The organism is Tautonia plasticadhaerens (assembly GCF_007752535.1).
GTDB classification, from domain to species: Bacteria; Planctomycetota; Planctomycetia; order Isosphaerales; family Isosphaeraceae; genus Tautonia; species Tautonia plasticadhaerens.
In genome coordinates, this window is the sequence record NZ_CP036426.1 from 3,853,495 (window position 1) to 3,876,731 (window position 23,237).

18 protein-coding genes are annotated in these 23,237 nt (G+C 72.8%); 13 read left to right on the forward strand and 5 right to left on the reverse strand.

Annotated features, from left to right (window positions below; all coding sequences use genetic code 11):
- Window positions 1-121: 121 nt before the first annotated feature.
- Entirely contained in the window at window positions 122-1,240 is a 1,119-nt protein-coding gene (locus ElP_RS15340; RefSeq protein ID WP_145270709.1) for an HAF repeat-containing PEP-CTERM protein, read from the forward strand.
- A gap of 12 nt (window positions 1,241-1,252) precedes the next feature.
- On the opposite strand, the gene ElP_RS15345 is transcribed toward ElP_RS15340, so the two are convergent.
- From ElP_RS15345 to ElP_RS15355, 3 genes are all read right to left on the reverse strand, one after another.
- On the reverse strand, window positions 1,253-2,608 hold the full coding sequence (locus ElP_RS15345; RefSeq protein ID WP_145270712.1) for a FliM/FliN family flagellar motor switch protein: 1,356 nt from the start codon (window positions 2,606-2,608) through the stop codon (window positions 1,253-1,255).
- On the reverse strand, window positions 2,605-3,570 hold the full coding sequence (locus ElP_RS15350; protein ID WP_145270714.1) for a hypothetical protein: 966 nt from the start codon (window positions 3,568-3,570) through the stop codon (window positions 2,605-2,607). Before ElP_RS15350 ends, ElP_RS15345 begins: the two co-directional genes overlap by 4 nt.
- 121 nt (window positions 3,571-3,691) lie before the next feature.
- The gene (locus ElP_RS15355) at window positions 3,692-5,233 is read right to left on the reverse strand and encodes a glycosyltransferase family 39 protein (RefSeq protein ID WP_145270716.1); all 1,542 of its coding nucleotides are present in this window, start codon (window positions 5,231-5,233) and stop codon (window positions 3,692-3,694) included.
- Window positions 5,234-5,607: 374 nt separating this feature from the next.
- Between ElP_RS15355 and ElP_RS15360 the strand changes: the two genes are divergently transcribed.
- The 8 genes from ElP_RS15360 (at window position 5,608) to ElP_RS15395 (ending at window position 15,263) form a co-directional block, all read left to right on the forward strand.
- Complete coding sequence (locus ElP_RS15360; protein WP_145270718.1) at window positions 5,608-6,228, forward strand: protein-tyrosine phosphatase family protein; 621 nt, start codon at window positions 5,608-5,610, stop codon at window positions 6,226-6,228.
- 218 nt (window positions 6,229-6,446) lie between these two features.
- Complete coding sequence (locus ElP_RS15365) at window positions 6,447-6,956, forward strand: N-acetyltransferase (protein ID WP_145270720.1); 510 nt, start codon at window positions 6,447-6,449, stop codon at window positions 6,954-6,956.
- 333 nt (window positions 6,957-7,289) lie between these two features.
- The gene (locus ElP_RS15370; protein WP_145270722.1) at window positions 7,290-9,083 is read left to right on the forward strand and encodes a glycosyltransferase family 39 protein; all 1,794 of its coding nucleotides are present in this window, start codon (window positions 7,290-7,292) and stop codon (window positions 9,081-9,083) included.
- On the forward strand, window positions 9,080-11,398 hold the full coding sequence (locus tag ElP_RS15375) for a glycosyltransferase family 39 protein (RefSeq protein ID WP_145270724.1): 2,319 nt from the start codon (window positions 9,080-9,082) through the stop codon (window positions 11,396-11,398). Before ElP_RS15370 ends, ElP_RS15375 begins: the two co-directional genes overlap by 4 nt.
- A gap of 180 nt (window positions 11,399-11,578) precedes the next feature.
- The gene (locus tag ElP_RS15380) at window positions 11,579-12,127 is read left to right on the forward strand and encodes a DUF2780 domain-containing protein (RefSeq protein WP_390835924.1); all 549 of its coding nucleotides are present in this window, start codon (window positions 11,579-11,581) and stop codon (window positions 12,125-12,127) included.
- Between the two features lie 59 nt (window positions 12,128-12,186).
- Window positions 12,187-12,882, forward strand: a complete 696-nt coding sequence (locus ElP_RS15385) for an MIP/aquaporin family protein (RefSeq protein WP_145270727.1) — start codon at window positions 12,187-12,189, stop codon at window positions 12,880-12,882.
- Window positions 12,883-13,129: 247 nt separating this feature from the next.
- Window positions 13,130-14,245 carry a UDP-3-O-(3-hydroxymyristoyl)glucosamine N-acyltransferase gene (gene lpxD / locus ElP_RS15390; protein WP_197447011.1) on the forward strand — a complete coding sequence of 372 codons (1,116 nt, stop codon included), beginning with the start codon at window positions 13,130-13,132 and terminating at the stop codon, window positions 14,243-14,245.
- Window positions 14,246-14,348: 103 nt separating this feature from the next.
- Window positions 14,349-15,263 carry an LpxI family protein gene (locus ElP_RS15395; protein ID WP_231749738.1) on the forward strand — a complete coding sequence of 305 codons (915 nt, stop codon included), beginning with the start codon at window positions 14,349-14,351 and terminating at the stop codon, window positions 15,261-15,263.
- 77 nt (window positions 15,264-15,340) lie between these two features.
- Here ElP_RS15395 and ElP_RS15400 read toward each other — a convergent pair whose 3' ends face one another.
- Both ElP_RS15400 and ElP_RS15405 read right to left on the reverse strand, forming a co-directional pair.
- The gene (locus ElP_RS15400) at window positions 15,341-16,294 is read right to left on the reverse strand and encodes a hypothetical protein (RefSeq protein WP_145270731.1); all 954 of its coding nucleotides are present in this window, start codon (window positions 16,292-16,294) and stop codon (window positions 15,341-15,343) included.
- Between the two features lie 85 nt (window positions 16,295-16,379).
- Complete coding sequence (locus ElP_RS15405; RefSeq protein ID WP_145270733.1) at window positions 16,380-17,165, reverse strand: cytidylate kinase-like family protein; 786 nt, start codon at window positions 17,163-17,165, stop codon at window positions 16,380-16,382.
- Between the two features lie 327 nt (window positions 17,166-17,492).
- On the opposite strand from ElP_RS15405, the gene ElP_RS15410 reads away from it, so the two are divergent.
- The 4 genes from ElP_RS15410 to ElP_RS15425 all read left to right on the forward strand — a co-directional run bounded on the left by ElP_RS15410 (window position 17,493) and on the right by ElP_RS15425 (window position 23,054).
- Window positions 17,493-17,708, forward strand: a complete 216-nt coding sequence (locus ElP_RS15410; RefSeq protein WP_145270735.1) for a hypothetical protein — start codon at window positions 17,493-17,495, stop codon at window positions 17,706-17,708.
- Between the two features lie 225 nt (window positions 17,709-17,933).
- Window positions 17,934-19,346 (forward strand): sulfatase-like hydrolase/transferase, encoded by a 1,413-nt coding sequence (locus tag ElP_RS15415; protein WP_145270738.1) that lies wholly within the window; start codon window positions 17,934-17,936, stop codon window positions 19,344-19,346.
- Window positions 19,347-19,601: 255 nt separating this feature from the next.
- Window positions 19,602-21,356, forward strand: coding sequence for a porin (locus ElP_RS15420; RefSeq protein WP_145270739.1), 1,755 nt, complete (start codon window positions 19,602-19,604; stop codon window positions 21,354-21,356).
- A 240-nt stretch (window positions 21,357-21,596) separates the two neighbouring features.
- Complete coding sequence (locus ElP_RS15425) at window positions 21,597-23,054, forward strand: MFS transporter (protein WP_145278461.1); 1,458 nt, start codon at window positions 21,597-21,599, stop codon at window positions 23,052-23,054.
- Window positions 23,055-23,237: the final 183 nt, after the last annotated feature.

Here is a 23,237-nt window from a genome sequence, read left to right on the forward strand (position 1 = left end):
ACGAGGGGGGCGGCCCCTGCTACCGTCCCGCCGCCTTGCATTCACCCACGTGGTCGCGTCATTGGACGCCCGAACGGGCGGTCCCGGCAGACGTCCCTTCACCCCATGGGGAGCGTTCCCGATGTCGCCAGCCGCCTTCCGACCCGCCCTCGCCGCGTTGGCGTGCCTGGTGCTCTCGACCGCGATGGCCGCCCCCCGGGCGGGGGCAGACGCCCTCTATACCGTCCGGAACCTCGGGGTGCTGCCCGGCGGGCTCTATTCCAAGGCCATGGGCCTCAACGACCGGGGCCAGGTCATCGGGATCTCCAACAAGCCGGCGCCCTGGGTGCACCCCGCGCACTCGGTCAACGTCCCCGTCGTCTTCGAGCCGGACGGGACGATTCGCGAGGTCGATGTGTCGAACCCCTCGGGGCGCGGGCGTCTCGACCTGAACGACTCCGGCCGGATCGCCGAGGGAGCGGAGGTCGGCGTGGAGGGAAGCTTCTCCGACATCAACAACCGCGGCCAGATTGCCGGCTCGTCACGCTACGTCGGGCCGGGGGCACAGGCCCCGCGGCCTTACGCTCCCATGCAGGCGGTCCTCGTCGAGGGCTCGCAGCGGACCTACCTCGGGACGCTCGGCGGGCCGAGTTCCCGGCAGAGTTCCTACGCCAGAGGGATCAACGAGGCCGGGCACGTCGTCGGCCAGTCGCAGTTCGAGGACTATTCTCTCTTCCGGGCGTTCCTCTACCGGGACGGGGAGATGATCGACCTGACCGATCGGCTCGGCGGCGCGGAGAGCAGTTATGCCGACGCGATCAACGATCGCGGGCAGATCCTCGGCGGCGTCTCGGGCGGCGAGAGCTTCCTGCTGGACGGCGACGAGCTGACCCTCTTCGGCGGCCCGGGGGTGAACGCGATGGATCTCAACAACCAGGGGGACGTGGTCGGCCTGTACGAACGGGCCGCGGACCGCTCCATCGAGCGGCGGGCGTTCCTCTTCCGGGACGACACGATGCTCGACCTCAACGACCTGATCGCCCCGGAAACCGGCTGGACGCTCAACGACGCCTACGCAATCAACGACCTCGGCCAGGTCGTCGGTTCCGGCACGATCGACGGCGTTTCCCGGGCATTCCTGCTCACCCCGGAGGGCGTGAACGTGCCGGCCCCGGATCCGATCCCCGAGCCGGCCCCGATCGCCCTGCTCGGCCTGGCGGCCGGCTGGGCGATGGTCCGCCGACGCCGTGCGGGCCGCTGATCGGCGGCCTCGTCAGAGGAAGACCCGGGTGATCCGGACGCCGAGGGAGTGGTCCATGCGGACCAGCTCTCCCCGGGCGACGAGGGCGTCTCCCGAGGTCAGCTCGACGGGGTCGGTGCCGGCCCGGGAGAGGTCCAGCACGTCCCCGGGCTTGAGGTCGGCGACCCGGGCCAGCGAGAGGCTCAGGCGGCCGAGCTCGACGACCAGGGTGGCGGGGATGTCGTCGGGCAGGAGGGTGTCCCCGGTCGGGCCGAGGTCGGGGACGGGGACGGCGCGGACGCCGAGGTCGGGGTTGGTCGAGGGGCTCGGGTCCCGGTCCGGGTCGGGGTGCTCGCGGGAGGGGGGCACGGGGATGGCCTCCTGGGGTCGGGGGCGTCGGGAGATCAGGCCGGTGACGACGAGCCGGGAGGCGTCGGAATCGGGCACGAGCCCGGCGGGCACGGCCCAACGGTGCGGGCCGAGGCCGCCGCCGAGGACGACCGTGACCGCCCCCTCCGGCGACTCGGGAGATCCCTTCAGGGGGGAGCCGTCGATCGGGACGGTGGCGCCGACGGTCAATCCCGCCAGGCCGCCCGGCGGAGAGATCGTGCCGGCCCGGGCGACCCCGGAGACGACCATCGGGCCGAACCGGCCGCCCGGGCCGAGGTCGTCCGGGTCGATCGACGGGAGGGCGGGCGGGGGCTCGTCGACCATCGCCAGCGCGACGAGGACCTCGGGCACCCAGAACCGGAGGGCCCCCCGGGCGGGCGGGACGTGCATCGGCCAGGCGAGGGTGACGATCGGGCCGAGGTCGTCGGTGCGGAACGGCTCGGGGCCGAGGCGGTCGAGGTAGAGGTCCCAGGGGCCGAGGGCCCCGGGGCGGTCGGCCAGGCGGTCGAGCAGCCGGGCGAGGACGAAGCCGAGCACGCCCCATTCGACGGGGGAGACCTGGAGCCTGTGCTCGGGCTCGGGGCGCTCGAAGCCGAGCAGGCGGTCGACGATCGCGTGGGCCAGCGCCGGCTCGACCCCCAGGCCGACCCGGGTCCCCAGCCTCGGCCAGCCGAACTGGGCGATCGCCCCGGGCCGATTCAGGCCGGAGGCCCGGGGGAGGACCTCGGCCCGGCTGAGGGTCGGCGAGACGCCGGGCCCGAGCAGCGCCGAGAGCTGGCCGAGCACCCGGGTCAGCGCCTCGTCGGCCCTCCGGAGCCGCATCTCCAGCCGGGCGTGTCGCCGGGCGACCCGGGGGAGCGGGCCGAGCGGGTCGGGGCCCGGCGCGCCCCCGGGGGGGGCGTCGGGCTCGATCGGGATGCCGTCGGGCGGCTCGACGCCGGGGACGGGCCCGGGGTCGGGGGGATGCCCGGGGTCGTGGGCCGGGGGAGGGGTGCTCATCGTCGTCCTCCTTGCCCCCGGGAGGGGTCGGCCAGGTCCGAGGGGTCGACGCGTCCCTCCCGGATCAGGAGCACGACGGCGGCGCGGAGCAGGGCGGATTCCCAGGCCAGCACGTCGTCGGCCGGCAGCGGGAGCGCCCGGAGGTCCATGGATTTGCCCGCGAGCCCGGCGACGGTGTAGGGCAACTGCTGGAGCGCCCAGCGGGAGCGGTGGGGGTCGACCCCCGCCAGCAACCGGCCGAGGGAGGTGAGGCCGAGCCGGGCGGGGCGGAGCCGGCCACCGGCGAGCCGCCGGGCGGCGTCGAGGTCACCCAGCGCGAGGTCGACCAGCTCCAGCCGGGCGGTGGGCAGCGAGGGCCGGAGGATCTCGGACCGGGCCCGGGGGCGGAGCTGGTCGTGGCGGTCCTCGCCGGCGAAGGCGACCTTGGCCAGGCCGAGGCCCGAGAGCAACTGGAAGTGGCCCCGGCCGTCGAGCGCGGCGATCGCCCGGACGACCGGCGGGTCGTCGTCGCGATGGGCCGGCCCGCCGACGAGCCGCTCCCCGGCCAGGGCCAGGGCCCAGGCCAGGGCGTCGGCCTGGGGGGGGTGGGTCGGGCCCGGCGCCCGCTCCGCGTCGTCGAGGGCCCTCCGGAGCGCCGGGCCGAGCGGGGGAGGGGCCGTCGCCGCCACCGCCCTCCGGACCGAGGGGGCCTCTCGCCTCAGGGCGCGGACGTACCAGCTCGGGTGGACCCGCCTCGGGTCCGCCCTCGCCTCCGCCTCGTGCTCGACCGCGAGCAGCCCCCGGGCCGACCCCTCGTCGAACCGCCCGCCGATCGCCGCCCTCGCCCCCTCCAGCCTCGACCGCCAGGCGGCCGAGAGCCTCGGCCATCCCGGGTCGCCCGGCCCGGTGCCGAACGCGAGGAAGGCGAGCAGCATCGACCGCTCGGCGAGGCTCGGTGTTCGGGCGGGCTCGGAGGCCGGCACGGTCGTCTCCCCTCGATGGGCCCAGGGTGCCGAGGCCCCATCGTACCAGGAGGGGGGGGCGGCCCGCACGCCCGGAGTCGGGCCGAGCGGGGGAGGGGCGCTTGCCCCGCAGCCCGCAGCGTTACGGCGCGTCCCGGCCCGGGGTCGGGGCGAACGGGAAGGGCCGGGTCTGCCGCCGGCAGAGGAACAGGCGGACGGGGCGGAGGGGGCGGCCGCCGCGTTGGAGGTGGAAGCGGGAGAGGGGCTCGATGCGCTCGAACCAGCGGTCGAAGCAGTGGGGTTCGGTGGAGCGGTCGTCGACGGCGACGAGGATGCCGTCCTGGCCGACCCAGTCCTCGGGGCGGCTCCAGGAGGAGAAGCCCCGGGCGTCCCCCTCGTGGTAGCAGAGCACGGGCATCCCGGGCCCGATCGCCCGGGCGAGCTGGCCGCTGACGTGCCAGTGGCCGGTGAAGACGAAGGTGCCGGGGCGGTCGAGCAGGCCGAGCCTCCGCAACTCGTCGGTGACCTGGTCCCAGCCGGAGAGGTCCCGGGTCGGGTCGGCCTCGGGGGGGATCATCGAGAGCGGGCCGGGGCCTCCCGCCCGGAGCCATCCGGTCCTCGCCTGGGCGACGGCCAGAGCGGTGATCACCACCGGGGCCAAGGCGATCAGGGCGAGTCGCCGTCGGGTCGCCCGGGGGCGGTCCCGCAGGCGGTCGGCCCACGAGGCCCCCAACGCGGGCATCAGCCCGGCCACGCCGATCAGCCCCCAGTGCGGCAGGACCGGCCGGAACAGGCTGACCGCCGCGAAGAACCCGAACGGGACGACGGCGAGCGTCAGGAAGAGGCGTCCCCATTGGGCCCGATCGGGGTCGGGATCCGGGCGTCGGGCGATCCGGACCGCCATCAGGACCAGCGCCAAGGCCATCCAGGGCAGCAGGTAGCAGGCCTGGGCGGCGATCGCCCCGAGCATCGCGCCGGGGTCGATCCCGGGCCCTACCGCCGCCCTCGACCCCTGGAAGGCGAACGACGCCCAGCCGTTCCGGGCGTTCCAGGCGATCACCGGGGAGAACGCGGCCAGGCCGACCAGCGCGGCCAGGTACGGCCCGGGGGATCGCAGGCAGCGCCTGGCCCCCCGGTCGACGGCCAGGAAGGCCAGCACCCCGACCGGCAGGAAGGCCGCGTGGTACTTGCTGAGCATCGCCCCCCCCCAGGCCAGGCCGACGAGCAGCCAGGGGCCGACCGAAGGGCGATCGAGGGCGGTCATCAGTCGGTCGATCGTCAGGAGCCAGCAGAAGAGCAGGGGGCCGTCGGGCAGGACGAACGTCCCCACCGCCGCGCCGAAGAACCACGAGGCGTTCAACGCCAGCGCCGCCGGGGCCGCCGCCCGGTCGCCATACGCCCGCCGGGCGATCCGGGCGACCAGCAGGGTCGACCCGGCGAACAGCAGCACGAACCCGAGCCTCAGGGCGGCGATCGACCGCCCCCCTCCCGCCAGGAGATCGCCGAATGAGGCGACGAGTGCGACCATCGGCGGGTGGTCGAAATAGCTCCAGTCCGGGTGGTCGAGGTACAGGGCGTAATACGCCTCGTCGTTCCCGAGGCCAAGGCTCGCCGCCAGGGCGAGGCGGAGCAGCGTCGTCCCGGCGACGATCCCGATCACCCCCCGCCCCGGCATCCAGGCCATGATCGGTCGCCTCCGGCCCCGTCCCGTCCCGTCCCGTCCGTCCGGACCCCGGGGCCGAGCATGGCCTCGGGGGGCGATCCTGCCAAGGGGAATCGCTCAAGTGGGGCGTGGTCGGGGGCCGATTGAATCCGGATATGGAGTGGATCCCGGGGATGGCCGATGGGGGATCGGGGCGAACGTCCCGGGCCCGGGGGGGCGGGACCGCGGTACCGCCCCCCGACCTCGGCCCGCCGGCCGGGCCCCGGGCGACGTTGCCGGGATCGGCCGGGCCTGCTAGGATTCGCCCGCCTCGGGCCGATCGGGGCCTTCGTGCGCGCGACGATCGCGACGGAACGGGACCGACCACGTTCCCCCAGGACGGAGACGACCGACCGATGATCTCTCGACGCCGCCGCATCTTCCGCTACGTGCTGGCCGCCCTCGCGGTGCTGTTCGGGCTCGAACAGGCCTGGAGGCACGGCTACGACTACATCCTGCCCGAGAAGTTCGCCGCGGTGGACGAGGGGAAGGTCTACCGGGGGGCCTGGCAGATGACCTGGCCGATGAAGCGGATCGTCCGGGAGCACGACATCAAGACCGTCGTCGCCCTGGCCCACCCCCCCGAGAGCCCCTGGGTGGCCGAGGAGCGGGAGCTGGGGGACGAGATGGGATTCCGATTCGTCCACCTGCCGATCGTCGACGACCGCTCGATTGGCGACGACGAGGCCCTCTTCGACCTGATCGAGCAGGCCGCCGCCGAGGTGGCCAGCCCGGCGAACCAGCCGGTCTTCTTCCACTGCCACCACGGCATCAACCGCGCCTCGATGGTCCACATGGCGTACCGGATGCTCTACTGCGGCTACACCATCGACGAGGCCGAGGCCGAGGTCGCCGCGATGTTCGGCCTGAAGAAGGTGGACAAGGGCCCCGACTATCGCCACATGCGAGACTTCTACGAGACCCGGGTCCTCCCCCGCCGCCTCGCCTCCCGGGCCGAGGAGCCGGCCCGGCAGTGACGCCGGGCGGCTGAACGATCGGCGGACCCGGACCCGTTTCGGCGCCGATCTTGCCCTGTGAGGGCGTAGGGTCCTAGAATGAACGATTCACGCCCGGACCGGGCGTGAATCGACGCAGGGTCCGTCCGATTGTCCCGCCCCATGCCTCGAACCGAACGGCGAGCGGCCGGCCGCAAGGACTTGCGGCGTCGGGCACCGTCGAAGGGAGGGTTCCTGGATTGAAGATCCGTCCCGCGAAGGTCGGCGACGTGCCGACCATTTACGAGCTGATCCGCACGTTCGCCGACCGTAAGGTGATGATCCGCCGCTCCCTGGGGGAGCTGTACGAGTCGATCCGCGAGTTCTTCGTCGCGGTCGATGAGGATGGCAGGGTCGTCGGCTGCGCCGCCTTGCACGTCTTCTGGGAGGACCTGGCCGAGCTGAAATGCCTGGCCGTCTCCGAGTCGATGCACGGCAGGGGCGTCGGCAGGAAGCTCGTCGATGCCTGCTGGGACGCCGCGAGGGACATGGACCTCGACACGGTCTTCACCCTGACCTACGTCCCCGAGTTCTTCGAGCGCTGCGGCTACCGCCAGATCGACAAGGCCGAGCTGCCGCACAAGATCTGGAACGAGTGCGTCCGCTGCCCCCTGTTCCCCAACTGCAACGAGACGGCGCTGATCCGCACCGCCGAGCCGGCCGTCGAGGCCGTCCGCGAGGCCTTCGCCGCGGCGGCGGCGTCCCGGTGAGTCGGGGACGCTCGATCCGGGTGACGCGGATCGAGCCGCCGGTTAGGGAGGCGCTGCCGGGTATGCCCCGGCAGGGCGATCCCCTTGGCCTGGGGGCCTGGCTCGGGAACGCGCCGTGCCGGTGGGCGTCGTTCGGGGCGTCCCGCGAGGCGGACCCGTCGTCGGATTGATCGCCCGGGGGCGATGATCGCTCGGCGGTCATTCGGTGCCGACCCCTGGACCCGGCCCTCCGAAAGCCGGAATCTGGGATCCGGCAGCCGATCCCGACCCGCCCGGCCCCGCCATCTCCCGCCCTTGCCCGATCGCGGCAGGAGGCCCGAGCGCGAACCCAACATGCCCCGCACTTCAGAGAAGACGGCACGCACCCAGGACGATCCGACGCCGCCCGCGGGACCGGCCGATCGCCGATCGGGTCGGGCGGGAGTCGTCGCGGGGCTGTGCGCCCTGGCCGTGCTGGCGATCACCGAGCCGATGCTGGCGATCGCCTGGGACGAGGGGTACACCCTGGGGCGGGAGCGTCGGATCCGATGGTGGCTGTCGGCCCTGGCGGACCCGGAGGGATTCTCTCGGACGTGGGATCCCCCCGCGATCCAGCTCGTCCAGCCCGACGGCCCTCCCCTCAAGGGGCGGGAGCCGGTGCCGACGCCGACCGCGGAGCAGGTCGACACCCGGGCCGAGCTGTTCGACCCCCAGGTGATCGCCTACTTCTGGCCGTTCGCCCGGGAGGAGCCGCACGGGCACCCGCCCTTCTACGCGATCCTCGGCCTGGCCGGCGACCTGCTCACCCCCTGGCGGGACGACCTCGGCCGGGCCCGGCTCGGGCCGATGCTGCTGGCCTCCCTGGCGGCGGGGGCCCTCTTCACGTTCCTGGACCGGAGATATGGCCGGTGGGCGGCCGTCGCGGGGGCCTCGGCGATGGTGCTCCAGCCCCGGCTGTTCGGGCACGCCCACTACGCGGCCTACGACGCGCCGCTGACGGCGCTCTGGGTGCTGGCCGTGCTGGCGTTTGCGACGGCGACGGAGGACCTCGGCCGTCGCGTCCCGAGGTGGCCCTGGGTGGCGGTCCTGGGAGTGGTCATCGGGGCGGCGGCGGCGACGAAGCTGACGGGCTGGTTCCTGCCGATCCCGATGCTGGCCTGGGTGGCGATCTTCCGGGACCGCCGGGGGCTGCTCGCCCTGCTCGCCGCCGGGCCGGTGGCCCTGGCGACGATCTACGCGATGGTCCCGCCCTGGTGGCACGACCCGATCGACGGATTCGTTCGATTCCTGGCCTCGAACACCGGGCGGGGGGAGACGATCCCGATCCGGACGCTCTACCTGGGCCGGATCTACAAGACGCCGGTCGAGTCGCTGCCGCCGGACAATACCCTGGTACTGACGGCGCTGGTCACGCCCGTCGGGTACCTCGGGCTGGCCCTGGTCGGGGCCCTGCGGGCGGCGGTGGCGCATCGATCGGAGCGGTTCGGGACGCTGGTCGCCCTGCACTGGCTGTTCCTGCTGGCCCTGCGGGCAATGCCGCACGTGCCGGGGCACGACGGCGTCCGGCTGTTCCTGCCGGCCTTCGGGATGCTGGCGATCCTCATGGGAGTGGGGGCGGCGGTGGCCGTCGCCCGCCTGGGACGGTGGGGGAAGCTGGTCGTGGCGGCGGCGGTGGTCGAGGGGGCGGCGGGCGTGGCGGTGATGATGCCGGTGCCGCTGTCGTACTACTCGCCGGCCGTGGGCGGCCTGCCGGGGGCGACCCGGTTGGGGATGGAGCCGACCTATTACTGGGACGCGATGACGCCCGGCGTGCTCGACTGGCTCGACGAGCACACGCCCCCCGGCCGGAAGGCCGTGGCGACCTCCTTCCCCACCTCGTTCCTGTTCCTCAACGGCTCGGGACGGCTGGGGACCCCGATCGAGCCGGAAGGCGTCCCGCTCTCGCCGGCCGAGCCGGCCTGGTTCGTCGTCCAGAACCGGCCGGGCAGCCTGGACTGGCTTGATCGCCAGCTGATCCGGGACGCCGAGCCGGCGTACGTCGGCCGCAAGCTCGGGGTGCCGCTGCTCTGGGTCTTCCCGTATGAGGCCGTCGAGGCTGCCCGGCGGTCCCGGGGGAATCGGCCGATCATGTTCCAGGACCTGCGATGAGCCCCAGCGACCGCCGGGAAGACGGGCCCCGCCCCTGGACGGGGACCCTGATCGTGCTGGCCGTCTCCCTCGCGGCCACCGTGCCGACGACCGGGGACCTGGGCCTGACCTGGGACGAGCCGGCGTACCGCTACAGCCAGATCGTCTCGGGCCAGTGGTGGGAGCAGCTCGCCTCGGCCCGGTCGAGGGCCGACCTCGATGCCGTGCTCGACCCCGACGCGCTGCTGTACTACTGGCCCTACGGCCGGCACGGCATCAATTTCCACCCGCCGCTCTCGGGGCAGCTCAACCTGCTGACCTTCGCCGCATTCGGCGACTGGATGAAGGACATCCCGGCGAGGCGGATGGCCTCGGTGTTCGAATACGTGATCGCGATCGCGGTCCTCTACCGGTTCCTCGCCCGGCGCTATGGCCTCTGGGTCGGCCTGACGGCCGCCGGGGCCCTGCTGACGATGCCCCGGGTGTACGGCCACGGCCACCTCGCCGGGACCGACACGCCGGGGATGACCCTCTGGCTGCTGACGGCGATCGCCTCCTGGAAGGGGCTGACCGGGCCGAACGCGGCCCGGTGGCGGGCGGCGGTCGGCGTGCTGGTCGGGCTTTCGTTCCTGGTGAAGATGGCGGCGGTGATGGTGCTGCTGCCGACCCTCGCCTGGCTGGTCGTGGCGAGCCTCCCCCGGGACCTCCGCCGGGGGGGGCGCGTCGCCTGGGTCGACGCGATCCTCACCACCGCCGCCCTGCTGGCGCCGCTGGCCGTGGCCTTCCTGGAGATCCGTCGGCTGGCCGAACTCTTGCCCGAACCCGCCCGGACGAACCTGTTCGCCCAGCGCCCCGAGGGCCGACTGCCGGGGGCGATCCTGCTGGCACCGCTGGCGATCTGGGCGTCCCGGAGGCTGCTCGGCCGGCTCTTCCCGCACTCGGCGCTCTGGGGGGAGGAGCGGCCTGGGCTGGAGATCCTCTGGGCGATCCTCGCGTTCTCCCCGGCCGTGGGCTGGCTGGGCAACCCCGCCTGGTGGCGGGAGGCGCTGCCGAGGCTGGCGCACTACTACATGCTCAACGTCGGTCGGGAAGGGGCGTTGCCCGATATCCGCATCTATTACCTGGGGGAGACGTACCTGTTCAGCCTCCCCTGGCACAACGGCTGGGTGCTGATGGCCGTCACCGTGCCGGCGTCGATCCTCTTCGCGGCGGCCCTCGGGCTGGGGTACGCGCTCCGGGTGGTGCGGCGTGATCGGTTGCCGCTGTTCTTCCTCGTCCATTTCCTCACCCTCCCCGCCCTCCGGATGCTGCCGACCCCGGCGCACGACGGCATCCGGCTGATGCTGCCGAGCTTCCCGTTCCTCGCCGCCTTCGCCGGCTGGGGGGCGGTCTGGCTGGCCGACGGGCTGGCCCGGCTGGTCCGCCGGGGCAACCGTCCTGCACCGTTCCGCGCGGCGGTGACGGCCCTCGTGGTCGGCTGGTCGACGGTTCAACTTGTGTTGATTCATCCGTTCGAGCTGTCGTATTACAACCGCCTCGTCGGCGGGCCGAGCGGGGCCTGGAGGAGGGGATTCGAGCTGTCGTACTGGTACGACGCCTTCAACCCGGGGACCCTGGCGGAGATCAACGAGCGGATGCCGGTCGGGGCGGCCATCGCCGTGACCAACGCATATTCCCAGGTGCCGACCTTCGACGAATTGCAGTCGCTCGGCGCACTCCGGGGCGACCTCCGCCTCAACCCCGAGGCCGGCGAGGACTTCCCGCATGTCTGGCTGCTGACGCACGACTCGAAGGCCAACGCCTACTCCCGGCTGCTGTTCGCGATGGAGCCGTCCTACGAGCGTCGCCCCCGGCAACTGGGCGGCCTCCGCGTGGCGGCCGTCTCCGGCCCGGACGATGCCGCGCTCGCCCTGGCCTTGCAGCTGCTGGCGAGCGACTCGAAGCGTCCGCCGAAGGTCGAGGCCCCGCTGCCGGATTGGCTCCGAGGGGCCGCACCCTGGGTGTCGAGGTTCTGGGGGGAGGGCCTCGCCCGGCCCGAGGAGCCGGCCGTGAACGAGCCGGTCTTCGCCTGGGCGGCGACCGATCCCGAGGGCCTCCGGGCCGCCGCCCGGGCCCTGGCCGGGGGGAGGGAGGCCGACTCGGCCGACGCCCCGGCCCTGCGCTCGGTGCTGCTCCGCTTCGGGCCGGCCTTCTATGCCCAGCTCCGGGACCACCGGCCCGGGGCGATCGTCGACGCGGTGGAGCTGCTCATCGAGCGGCCGGGCGACCTCCGTCGGGTCCTCACCACCCCCGGCTACACCGAGCCCGACGCCATCGGTGGGCCCCTGGACCGCTGACCGCCCCCGGCTCGCTCGGCCCCGGGGCCGGGGGCCGCCGTGCGCGGGCATCGGATGCGGACAAGCAGGCGTGTCCATTCCACTCGATTGGAGAATTGGAGAATTTCCGGGAAAAGCGATCTGGCCTATGGACGCGACGTGGCGGCCTGAATATCTATGATCGGTGTTGATCCCGCCGCGATGCTGACGCGACGGACCTGTTTTGCGCCCGCCCCGACGATCGAGCTGCCCGACCCTCTCCCGATCGGGGGGGGCGTCGAGGCTGATCTGCGCGTTCGAGCCAGACCATCACAAAGGGGCCGCCCGATGTCCGACCTGATCTCCGCGCTCCAGGGACGCACCGGGCTCGACGAGGAGGCCGTCATCAAGGGGCTCGGCGCTCTGCTGAACTTCCTGAAGGAGAACCTGCCGCCGGAGCTGTTCGGCCAGGTGGAGGGCGCGCTTCCTCGGGTGCGGGAGATGATCGCGGACTTCCAGTCGGGCGGGCAGTCGACCCGGGTGCTCTCGAAGGTGGGCGACCTGGTCGGGGGCCTCTTCGGGGGCAAGGCCGGCCAGCTCCCGGAGCTGTTCGAGATGCTGTCGAAGTCGGGGCTTTCGCTCGACCAGGCGGGGGCGTTCCTGCCGGCGGCGATCGAGTCGCTGAAGCGACACCTGCCCGACGGGCTCGTCGACCGGATCGTGGAGCGGCTGCCCGGGCTCGGCGAGGCGTTCGCCGGGGCCGAGGCCTGAGCCGAGGGCCCGGGGGGCGGTCGTCCACCGGGCGGTTGGTCACCCCAGGAGTCTCCCCCATGTTCGCGAAGCTGATCGTCGAGTTCATCGGGACGTTCTTCCTCGTGTTCACGATCGGCCAGACCGTGGTCGGGGCCGAGGCGGGCTCGGCCGCCGCGGCGCTGGCGCCCCTGGCGATCGGCTCGGCGCTGATGGTGATGGTCTACGCCGGCGGCCACGTCTCCGGCGGCCACTACAACCCGGCCGTGACGCTGGGCGTGATGCTCCGGGGCAAGTGCGCCCCGGCCGAGGTCCCGGGGTACATGGCGGCGCAGGTGCTGGGCGGGGCGGCGGCGGCGCTGGCGGTGTCGTTCCTGAAGGCGGGGGTGGTCGTCGAGCCGGCGACGCTGGCCTCGGCGCCGGCGGTGCTGCTGGCGGAATTCCTGTTCACGTTCGCGCTGGTGTACGTGGTCCTGAACTCGGCCACGGCCAAGGGCACGGCCGGCAACTCGTTCTACGGCCTGGCGATCGGTTTCACGGTGATGACCGGCGCCTTCGCGGTGGGTGGCGTCTCGGGGGGGGCCTTCAACCCGGCGGTGGCGATCGGCATCGCGATCATGGGGCTCGTCGAGCCGTCGAGCCTCTGGATGCACCTGTCGGCCGACCTCGCGGCCGGGGCGGCGGCCGCGGCCGTCTTCCGGGCGTTGAACATGGGAGGGGACGCGATCGAGGTGAAGCCGGCGGGCGTCAAGCCGGCCTCCGCCGGGCGGGCCTGAGCGATCGGCCGGCGCGGGGAGGCGAGGTCCGCCGGCCGGCCGCGGCCCTCGCGGCCCGGCCCGGCCCGGGCCGACTCGCCTTGCCGGGCCGGCCGGGCTGGGGTACGATCCGCGCCGACCGGCCCCGGGCGGAGGCCCAGGGGGTCGAGGTGCCCGGGAGGACTCCGGGTCGGGTCGACGCGCCTCCCGGCGACGATCGGCCGCCCGGGTCGGCCCGGCGATTCTCTTCAGGGAAGGGGGGACGACCGTGGCCGCCACGATTCGAGCGCTTGCCGAGCTGGTCGGGGGACGTGTGGTCGGTGACGACCGGGGGATGATCGAGGCCGCCAGGCCCGTCACCGAGGCCGGGCCCGGCGACTTGACCTTCCTGTCCGACGACCGCTACCTGGCGATGCTGGCCGCGTCGCCGGCCTCGGCGGTGCTCATCGGCTCGGGCTTCGTCATCCCGGAGCCGGCCGACCGGTCGCCGACGATGGCATTGATCGTCGTCGACGACCCGAGGGCCGCGTTCACGGTGCTGCGCGCCTACCTGCGGGGGGCCCTCGCCGAGCGCTGGGTCGGCATCCACCCGACGGCCGTCGTCTCGCCGAGCGCGAGGCTGGGGGCGGGGGTGGCGATCCACGCCTTCGCCGTCGTCGCCGACGACGCCGAGCTGGGCGAGGATTGCACGATCGGGCCCCATTGCACCGTCGGCGAGCGGTCGACGCTCGGCCGGGACGTGGTCCTTCATGCGAACGTGACGATCTATGGGGATGTGGTGATCGGCGATCGTTGCATCCTACACGCGGGGGTGGTGGTGGGGGCCGACGGGTTCGGCTTCCAGCCCGTCGACGGCCGGCACGTGAAGGTGCCGCAGAGCGGCGGGGTCATCATCGAGGAGGACGTGGAGATCGGCGCCAATTCCTGCGTCGACCAGGGCACGTTCGGGCCGACCCGGATCGGGGCCGGGACGAAGATCGACAACCTCGTGCAGGTGGCGCACAACGTCAAGCTCGGCAAGCACAACATCCTCTGCGCCGGGGTCGGGGTGGGCGGCAGCGCGGTGATCGGCGACTTCGTCATGATGGGGGGGCAGGTGGGCGTCCGGGACCACATGACCATCGGCGACGGCGCCCGGGTCAGCGCCCAGTCGGGGGTGACCCGCTCCCTCGAGGCCGGCGTCACGGTCTTCGGCACCCCGGCCGTCCCGCTCCGGCAGCAGCTGCAGATGCACTCGCTGTCCCTGAAGCTGCCCGAGATGCGCCGGGAGTTGATCCGCCTGGCCGAGGAGGTGGAGCGGATGTCCTCGTCCTCGAAGTCGGCCTCGGGCCCGGGCGAGGAGCCGGGGGGGGCCGAGGGGGCGAGGAACAGCTCGGCCGCGTGAGGGGGGCGGCACGGGGCCCATCCCCGGCCCCGGGGCGCCCGTCACGCCGCCCGCAGTCGAGGACGCGACCCACCCGCGAGATCCCCAGGAGGCGACCGACCCCGTGTCCGCAACGATTCAGCCCCGATCCGCCGCCGGCAGGGCGGCGAGCGAGCCGCCCGGGTCCGGCGTGGTCGGCCTGCTGGCCGGCAGCGGCCGGTTCCCGATCCTCTTCGCCGAGGCGGCGAGGCGGCACGGCCTGGCCGTCGCCTGCGTCGGCATCAAGGGGGAGGCGCCCGAGGTGCTCTCGGGCCTCTGCGACTCCTTCGACGTCGTCCCCGTCACCACCCCCTCCCGGATCATCGGCGCCTTCAAGCGCCGGGGGGTCCGGGACCTGGTGATGGCCGGCAAGGTCCACAAGACGGTGATGTACACGCCGTACCTGATCTGGCACGTGATCAGCGACCCGAGGGCCGTCCGCGTCTGGTTCTACGGGGCCTTGCGCAGGAACAAGAAAGACGACACCATCCTCCTGACGGTCATCGATGAGTTCGCCAAGGACGGGCTGCGCTTCCGCTCGGCCCTGGACTTCTGCCCGGAGCTGCTCGTGGACCACGGCGTCTTGACCCGTCGCCGGCCGACCCGGCCGGAGCTGGAGGACATCAGGTTCGGCTGGGAGCTGGCCAAGGAGATGGGGCGTTTGGACGTGGGCCAGTCCGTCGCCGTGAAGGACTGCGCCGCCATCGCCGTCGAGGCTATTGAGGGGACGGATCGTTGCATCGAGCGCGCCGGCCAGCTCTGCCGATCCGGCGGCTGGACGCTGGTGAAGGTCGCCAAGCCGCAGCAGGACATGCGCTTCGACGTGCCGACGATCGGCGTCGCCACCATCGAGAAGCTCCGGGAGTCCGGGGCGAAGGTCCTGGCGATCGAGGCCGGCAAGACGATCGTCATCGACCAGCCCGAGGTGGTCGCGCTGGCCGACCGGCTCGGCATCGCCGTGGTGGCCCTGGACGCGGCGGAGGTCGTCTCGGCGGACTGAGGGCGACCCCGCGGCGGGCGTGCGGCCGTCGCCGGAGGGCGGCGGCCGATCCGGCATCGGCCCTCGGCCACCCCGGCTCAATCCCCGTCGGGGACGGGGATCGTCCGGACGATCAGGTCGTTGACCTCGGGGACGCGGTCGTACATGTGGATGACCGGCACGGGGCGGCCGGAGGCGACGACGAGGTCGTCCCGGATCGTCCAGGAGCCTTCGTGGTCGCCGCAGAGGGTGAGCACGGGGCCGCTGGTCAGGTCGTGTCGGACGACCCGGGAGGGGTCGAGGTCCCGGCTGACGACCTCGTTGAACATGGCCTGCTCGATCGCGGCCCGGGGGAAGCGGGCGATCTCGGGGGACCAGCGGTCCATCAGTTCCATGAAGGCCGGGTACTCGCCCAGCACGGTCCCGCAGCAGAGGGCGGGGCGGCCGGCGAGGCGGCCCGGCGGGGGGGGCTGGCGGTAGATGTTGGTGTACCAGCGGGTGTCGAGGTTGTCCTCGCCGTAGCGGATGCCGGCCTGCTCGAAGGTGTGCAGGACGCCCAGGGCCAGGCCCTCGAAGGGGTTGGCCTGGAAGGCGACGTCCCGGACGTCGGTCCCCAGCACGAACCGGTACGCGGAGTTGACCTCCAGGAAGCGGTGCAGGGCGAGCCACCGGCCCGCCTGGGGGAAGATCCAGTCGGCCGAGAGGCGGCGGTGCATCCGGGAGAAGGCCTCGCGGTGTGCCGCCGGCCCGCCCCGGGAGAGCCGGCGGGTCAGCTCGAGGTTGGCGTAGACCAATCGGTTCAGGAGCGTCGAGCCCCGGGTCCACTTCCAGACGTTCTCGACCGGCACCAGGGTCACGCCCAGCTCGATCGCGGCCCGGGAGAACCGCCCGCCCAAGGCGTCGACGTGGACGACCACGTCGACCTGCCCCGGCGGGCAGCAGCGCCGGGCCGAGGCGATGAAGCGGTAGAAGTCTTCGAATCGGGAGCCCGTCGCGTAGGCGAGGATGAGGTCCCGGTCGGTCGGTCGCGAAGGGGGCGGGTCGTCCGGCATGGGGGGCTCCGAGGGGTGGCGTCGCCCGGCCTGGCCGGGCGCCGAGTGTTCGGGGCGGGCGCGTCGCCGTCGTCGACACCCGGGATCAGGCCGGCTCGATGGGCGACGCGGTCGGTGACGGCAGGGCCCGGGGGTCGGGGGGGATGTCGGCGGGCCGGCCCGCCTCGACGGCCCGGGCGATCAGCTCGCAGGCGATCGGCAGGCCGACGCTCTCGGTGTCGATCACCAGGTCGTACTGGTGGGGGTCGGCGTCGTCGACGTGGAACATGGTCCGGCAGAACTTGCGGCGGCGGCGGTCCAGGTCGATCGCCAGGCGGCGGGCCGTGCGGGGGGAGACGCCCAGTCGCTCGGAGAGGCTCCGCGTCCGGGCCTTGAGGGGGGCCACGACCCGGACGGAGAGGATCTCGTGCCTCGGGAGCATGAACCCCGCCCCCCGGCCGACGATCACGGCCTCGCCGGCGTGGCCGATCGAGAGGACGAGCTTGGCCAGGTGATCAAGGTACGCCTCCAGCGGCGCCCAGTGCTCCTCGCGGAGCGGCAGCAGCCAGTCCTGCACGACGCTGGGGGAGAGCTCGTCGAGCTTCTCGACCTCCTCCCGGGAGACTTCCATCCGCTCGGCGATGGTGGCGACGGTCTGGGCGTCGTAGTCGGCCCAGCCGAGCCGCTCGGCGACCAGCCGGCCGAGGGCCGAGCCGCCGGCGCCGGCCTCCCGGGCGATGCAGACGACGCGGAACCTCGGCCTCGGCTCTCCCGGGATCTGGGGCTCGGCGGGGGCCCCCCCCCGGCGTGAGAGCCATCGGGCCATCGCCTCGCGGAGGCCCCGGGCCGGCTTCCTCGCGTTCGGCCGAGACGCGTCGCCGATGCTCCCCATGCCGCCGCCTGCCCCCCCGGGTCGGACCGAGTGATCCCCTCCCCACCGACCCCGCCCGGCCCGGGCGGGGTGCGTCGGCCCGCCCCGACGTCGAGTCGGTTCGTCGCGCCGGGCCATTGTAACCATTACATCGCGCCGGGCCGCCGGGCCGCCCGGGTTTCCCCGGGTTTTTTCCTCAAGTTCAAGCGGCGCCTCGTCCGGGGCGGCCGGCCGGTCCCCGATCTCCCCGGCCTGGTACGCCCTTTGCCTTGTCCCTGGGGCATCGCGGCATCCGCGGAGCGACGACGCACTTCCCGATCGACACGGACCGTTACGGGGCATCCTTGCATGAGCGACCGTCACAACACCCTCCTCTGGATGAAGGACCTGATCGAGCACATGCGCCACTGCCAGGAGCAGCTCCAGTGGGCCTCCGACGGCCCGAGCGAGTCGTTCCTGACCGAGGCCATGCTCGTCGACCTGACCGAGTGCCGCACCCTCTGCGAGCGGCTCCGATCCGGCCGATCCCCCAAGCCCTCCGCCTACCACCCGAGCCCGGCCTGATCCGAGCCGGGTGGCCGATCCCCGGGGGCGGGGGGCGGGGCACAGGCGGCTCGGCCTCGCATCGTCCCTCAGCATGGGTCGTCGTCCTCGCATCCTCCCGGCCATCGTCCGTTCCCTCCCACCTCCCCGCCGGGCCTTCCTCTGCTGCGTGCTGGACTCGGCGACGAGACCGCGTACCCTACACGGCTGGCGTCGGGGAGCGGGGCACCGAGGGGGGCGAATCCCATGCGGCGGGGATCCGGCATCATCGCGATCTCGACGGCGGTCCTCCTGGCCATCGGGGACGGGGTGGGGGGGGCCGAATCGCGGGCAGCCCGGCCGAACATCCTGCTGATCCTGGTCGACGACCTGGGCAAGGAGTGGGTCGGCTGTTACGGCGCCGAGGGGATCGAGACGCCCCAAATCGACGCCCTCGCCGAGGGGGGGATGCGGTTCGAGAACGCCTACGCGATGCCGCAATGCACCCCCTCCCGGCTGACCCTCCTCACCGGCCAGTATCCGTCCCGGCACGGCTGGACGAATCACTGGGACGTGCCCCGATTCGGCTCCGGCGCCCACTACGACCCGGGCCTCAACGCCTCCTTCGCCCGGATCCTCAGGGACTCCGGCTACGCGACCTCCGCCGCCGGCAAGTGGCAGGTCGACGACTTCCGGGTCGAGCCGCTCGCCATGCGGGAGGCCGGCTTCGACTCCTGGTGCATGTGGACCGGGGGGGAGGGGGGCAACCCGATCAGCGACGAACGCTACTGGGACCCCTACGTCTTCTCCGGCGACCGGGCCGCCACCTACCGGGGTGCCTTCGGCCCCGACGTCTACGCCACCTCCCTGATCGACTTCATGAGGAGGCACCGAGGCCGGCCGATGCTCCTCTATTACCCGATGGCCCTGGTCCACTCCCCCCAGGTGCCGACCCCCGACGAGCCCGCCGCCGGGGGGGCGCAGGGGCGCCACGAGGCGATGGTCCGCTACGCGGACGCGATCGTCGGCCGCCTCGTCTCGGCGCTGGAGGATCTCGGCCTCCGGGAGCGGACGGTGGTCATCTTCACCACCGACAATGGGACGGCGGGGAACATCCGGGGTCGCCGGCATGGCCGGGAGGTCCGGGGGGCGAAGGCGAGGATGGTCGAGGCGGGCACCGCGATGCCGTTCCTCGTCAACGGGCCGGGCATCGTCCCGGCGGGGGTCGTGACCGACGCCCTGACCGACTTCACCGACCTGCTCCCGACCCTCGCCGACCTGGCCGGGGCCGAGCTTCCCGGGGATCTGGCGGTCGACGGCCATTCCCTCGCCCCGCTGATCCGTGGGGAGGCCGAGGACGGTCCCCGGGACTGGATCTGCGCGATGGGGGGCGGCAACGCCACCTACCGGGACGGCCGGGTCGTGCCGGCCCAGCCGTACGACGACCGGGTGATCCGGGATCGGCGGTTCAAGCTCTGGGTCGGCTTCGACGGCAGGGCGACCGCCCTCTACGACCTCCGGGCCGACCCCTGGGAGGAGCGGAATCTCCTCGACTCGGACGACCCCGAGGCCGTCGCCGCCCGGGAGCGGCTCGAAGCGGTCGCCGACACCTTCCCCGGCCGGGATGCGGCCCCCCGATATCGCCCGAACCCCCCCCAGCCCTGGGACCGGGGCCGATGACCGGGGGCGGATCGGGACGGGGGACGCCCGAGCGACGGGCTCGAATGGGGTCAACTCGGCACAGGGTCGACCTGCCGGTTGCGGTCGGCCGATCGGCGCCGCCGGCCGATCCGGCTTGATGGATCGGCCGATCCGGGTTAAACCCGGGCCTCCATCCCATCCCGCTCCTCCGGAACCCGGAGGAGCACCGCCAGACGCGCAACGTCGAACCCGCATGGGGTGTTTTGTTCGACGGGCCGGTCGGGGGCGGATTGGATGATGAGCAGGACCCCGCGCAGGGGGAGACGGCGGACCGCGGCGGCGCTGTTGGTGGCGGCCCTGGCCTGGACCCCGAGGGGGATCGGGCAGGAGGAGCCCGCGCCCGGACCGGCGGGCTCGCCCTCGGTCGAGGACCGCCTGAGGAGGTTGGAGGAGCTGAACGCGAGCCTCCTGGAGCAGAACCGGATGCTCCTGGATCGGCTGGACGACCTCTCGACCAAGTACGACGAGGTGATCCGGGTGGTCGGCCCGGCGACCGGAACGGAAGCCCCGGCCCCGCCCTCCGACCCGGCCGTCGAGCCTGCCCAGGATCTCGGCATGCCGCCGCTCCCCGGCCCGAGCCCGGTCGGCCCGATGGGGGAGCCGGCGAGCCCCGTCGATGCCCAACCCGACGCCCCCCGGCTCGACTCGGTCGCCCCGCCTCCGGCGATCACCGGGTCTGGTCGGGCGGGGGCGATCGGGGGGTATCAGACCCAGATTCTCGGCTCCCGGGGCGAGCCGGCCGGGCAGTCCAGCGCGCGGAACCGGCCGATCGAGGCCCCGTTCAGCGGCGAGGGCCGGTTCCCGCTGGAGGCCTTCTACGACGAGGGGTTCGTCCTCGGCTCGGACGACGAGGACGTGCCGTTCCTGCTCAAGACGAACGTCCGGATGCAGTTCCGGCACACCGGCTTCGACCGCTCCCGGCTGGCCTGGGTCGACTCGGCGGGGATCGTCCGGCCGATCCTCGAGCGCAACGACTTCGAGATCGAGCGCGGCCGGCTCTCGTTCGAGGGGTTCTTCTACGACCCGGACCTCCAGTATTACCTGAACCTCGACTTCGACACCGACGACCAGCACGTCGTCATCGCCCAAGACTTCTGGATGAACTACCGGTTCAACCGGGGGCTGGACGTCTACATCGGTAAGGCGTTCGTCCCGGGCAGCCGAAGCTGGCTGGAGGGCTCGACCCGGACCCAGTTCGCCGATCGGTCGATGGCGACCACCTTCTTCCGCCCCGACCGGAGCGTGGGCATCTGGGCGCTGGGAGAGCCGATCGACAAGGTCTTCTACCGGGTCATGCTCGCCAACGGCTTCAATACGTCGGACCTGACGTTCGAGGAGATCAACGAGCAACTCGCCTACTCCGGATCGGTCTGGTCGGAGGTGATCGGCGAGTATGGCCGGGGCTTCTCCGATCTGGAGTGGCACGACGAGCTGGCCGTCCGGCTCGGCAACAGCTTCACCTTCGCCCCCGGCTCCCCGGCCGACATCATCTTCAACCCGGTCAGCGAGCAGGACTTCGTCCGGCTCTCGGACGGGACCCCGCTCTTCGAGACCGGGGCGCTGGCCCCGGGCGTGACGGTGGAGGACTTCGACATCTACCTCTACGCGGTCGACGCCGCCCTGAAGTACCGGGGGCTGAGCCTCAACGCCGAGTATTACTTCCGATGGCTCCAGGACATCCAGGCCGACCTGCCCCTGCCGGTCGGCCGGACCCGGATGTATGACCACGGCTATTACGTCCAGGGGGGCTACTTCGTCGCCCGGGAGCGGGTGGAGCTGATCGCCCGGCACTCCCAGGTCAACGGACCGTTCGGGAGCGGCCAGGAATACGCCCTGGGCTTCAACTGGTTCATCAACCGGAGCCACTACCTGAAGTTCACCTTCGACGCCAACTGGCTCGACGCCATCCCCGCCCAGAACTCCGGCCCGAACTACCGGGCGGGGGACTCGGGGATGCTCTTCCGGTCGCAGTTGCAGGTCGCCTTCTGATCGGCCCGGGGGGAGACGCGCCGGTTCCGGTCGCGACGGCCGGGACGCATCGAATCCGGGGGCGGGAGGTTGCGGCGGCCGGGCGGAGATGGTGGGATCGTGCGGCAGAGTCGGCCGTTGCGCCGACCGGGCGGGGGACGAACGTCCCGGACCGCCCCGATCACCGGATCCTCCCCACCCGATCCGATCCATCCCAATCGATCCGACCCGATCCGACCCGATCGCCCGGAGGAAGACATGATGCACGCCGAACCGCCCGGCGACGCCGCCCTCGACGACGGCAAGGGCCCGTGGCACCGCGGCCTGACGCGCTATCACTGGTTCGTGCTGGCGGTCGCCGCGCTGGGCTGGCTGTTCGACACGATGGACCAGCAGCTCTTCAACCTCGCCCGCAAGCCGGCGATGGAAGACCTGCTGGGCACCGGCGATGCGAACCGGGTGAACTTCTACGGGACGGTCGCCACCTCGATCTTCATCGTCGGCTGGGCCGTCGGCGGCCTGTTCTTCGGCATCCTCGGCGACAAGATCGGCCGGGCGAAGACGATGCTGCTGACGATCCTGATCTACTCGATCTTCACCGGCCTGAGCGCCTTCTCGTTCACCGTCTGGGACTTCGCCTTCTATCGCTTCCTGACCGGGCTGGGGGTCGGCGGCGAGTTCGCCGTCGGCGTGGCCCTGGTGGCCGAGGTGATGCCCGACCACGCCCGGGCCCGGGCCCTGGGCTGGCTGCAGGCCCTCTCGGCCGTCGGCAACATGACCGCCGCGATGATCGCGATCACCCTGGGATCCATCGCCGACACGGGCATGGACAGCTGGCGGATCATGTTCCTCATCGGCACGCTGCCGGCGCTGCTGGCCATCGTCATCCGGATGAAGCTCAAGGAGCCCGAGCGCTGGCAGAAGGCCGCCCAGGTCAAGGAGGCCGACCCCATGGCGGCCGACGACGCGATCGGCGGCGCCGAGGTCGAGGCCGGGCCGAAGCTCGGCTCGCTCGCGGAGCTGTTCGGCGACCCGAGGTGGCGCCGCAATACGATCGTCGGCATGCTGCTGGCCTTCTCCGGCGTGGTCGGCCTCTGGGGGATCGGCTTCTTCAGCTTCGACCTGATCCGGGACGTCTTCGCCGACGCGGCCCGTCAGATGGCGATCGACAGCGGCCTGGAGGACGAGGCGGCGATCTCGGCCTTCGCCGGCAAGAAACTGACCCAGTGGACCGGCTACGTCTCGCTCGTGCAGAACGCCGGCGCGTTCTTCGGCATCTACGCCTTCTCGGTGATCACGGAGCGGATCGGCCGCAAGCCGACCTTCGCCATCGCCTTCCTGCTGGCGATGTTCTCCACGGCCTTCACGTTCCTGTTCCTCGGCCGGATCGCCGGGTTCTATGACGTCTACTGGATGATCCCGATCATGGGATTCTGCCAGATCGCCCTGTTCGGCGGCTACGCGATCTACTTCCCCGAGCTGTTCCCGACCCGGTTGCGGAGCACCGGCACGTCGTTCTGCTACAACGTCGGCCGGCTCGTCGCCGCGACCGGCCCGCTGGCGCTCGGCGGCCTGATCACGGTTTTCGCCGAGTACGGCGAGACGGACACCTCGCTGCCGCTCCGATACGCCGGGGTGACGATGTGCGCCGCCTTCCTGATCGGCCTCTGCGCCCTGCCCTTCGCCCCGGAGACCAGGGACCAGCCGCTGCCGGAATGAACCCGGCGGGCGGCCCCCGACGACCCGGCGGGGGGCGACGCCGTCGCCCCCGCCGGGGCCCGCCCGATCCGACGGCTCGCTCGGCGACGGCGCCGAGGGAGGTCGATCCGGTCGGGCCGGGCGACCCCGCTCCCCGGAATCCCTCCCCCCCATGCCGGTTTGCTCGCCGGCCGGAGGATGGTC

What these genes read in the sequence shown, in the direction of transcription:
- ElP_RS15370 (WP_145270722.1), top strand. Translation starts at nt 7,290, where the DNA reads ATGCCCCGCACTTCAGAGAAGACGGCACGCACCCAGGACGATCCGACG.
- ElP_RS15405 (WP_145270733.1), bottom strand. Translation starts at nt 17,165, where the DNA reads ATGGGGAGCATCGGCGACGCGTCTCGGCCGAACGCGAGGAAGCCGGCC.
- ElP_RS15355 (WP_145270716.1), bottom strand. Translation starts at nt 5,233, where the DNA reads ATGGCCTGGATGCCGGGGCGGGGGGTGATCGGGATCGTCGCCGGGACG.
- ElP_RS15420 (WP_145270739.1), top strand. Translation starts at nt 19,602, where the DNA reads ATGATGAGCAGGACCCCGCGCAGGGGGAGACGGCGGACCGCGGCGGCG.
- ElP_RS15400 (WP_145270731.1), bottom strand. Translation starts at nt 16,294, where the DNA reads ATGCCGGACGACCCGCCCCCTTCGCGACCGACCGACCGGGACCTCATC.
- ElP_RS15410 (WP_145270735.1), top strand. Translation starts at nt 17,493, where the DNA reads ATGAGCGACCGTCACAACACCCTCCTCTGGATGAAGGACCTGATCGAG.
- ElP_RS15360 (WP_145270718.1), top strand. Translation starts at nt 5,608, where the DNA reads ATGATCTCTCGACGCCGCCGCATCTTCCGCTACGTGCTGGCCGCCCTC.
- ElP_RS15425 (WP_145278461.1), top strand. Translation starts at nt 21,597, where the DNA reads ATGCACGCCGAACCGCCCGGCGACGCCGCCCTCGACGACGGCAAGGGC.
- ElP_RS15375 (WP_145270724.1), top strand. Translation starts at nt 9,080, where the DNA reads ATGAGCCCCAGCGACCGCCGGGAAGACGGGCCCCGCCCCTGGACGGGG.
- ElP_RS15385 (WP_145270727.1), top strand. Translation starts at nt 12,187, where the DNA reads ATGTTCGCGAAGCTGATCGTCGAGTTCATCGGGACGTTCTTCCTCGTG.
- ElP_RS15340 (WP_145270709.1), top strand. Translation starts at nt 122, where the DNA reads ATGTCGCCAGCCGCCTTCCGACCCGCCCTCGCCGCGTTGGCGTGCCTG.
- ElP_RS15345 (WP_145270712.1), bottom strand. Translation starts at nt 2,608, where the DNA reads ATGAGCACCCCTCCCCCGGCCCACGACCCCGGGCATCCCCCCGACCCC.
- ElP_RS15380 (WP_390835924.1), top strand. Translation starts at nt 11,579, where the DNA reads ATGCTGACGCGACGGACCTGTTTTGCGCCCGCCCCGACGATCGAGCTG.
- ElP_RS15415 (WP_145270738.1), top strand. Translation starts at nt 17,934, where the DNA reads ATGCGGCGGGGATCCGGCATCATCGCGATCTCGACGGCGGTCCTCCTG.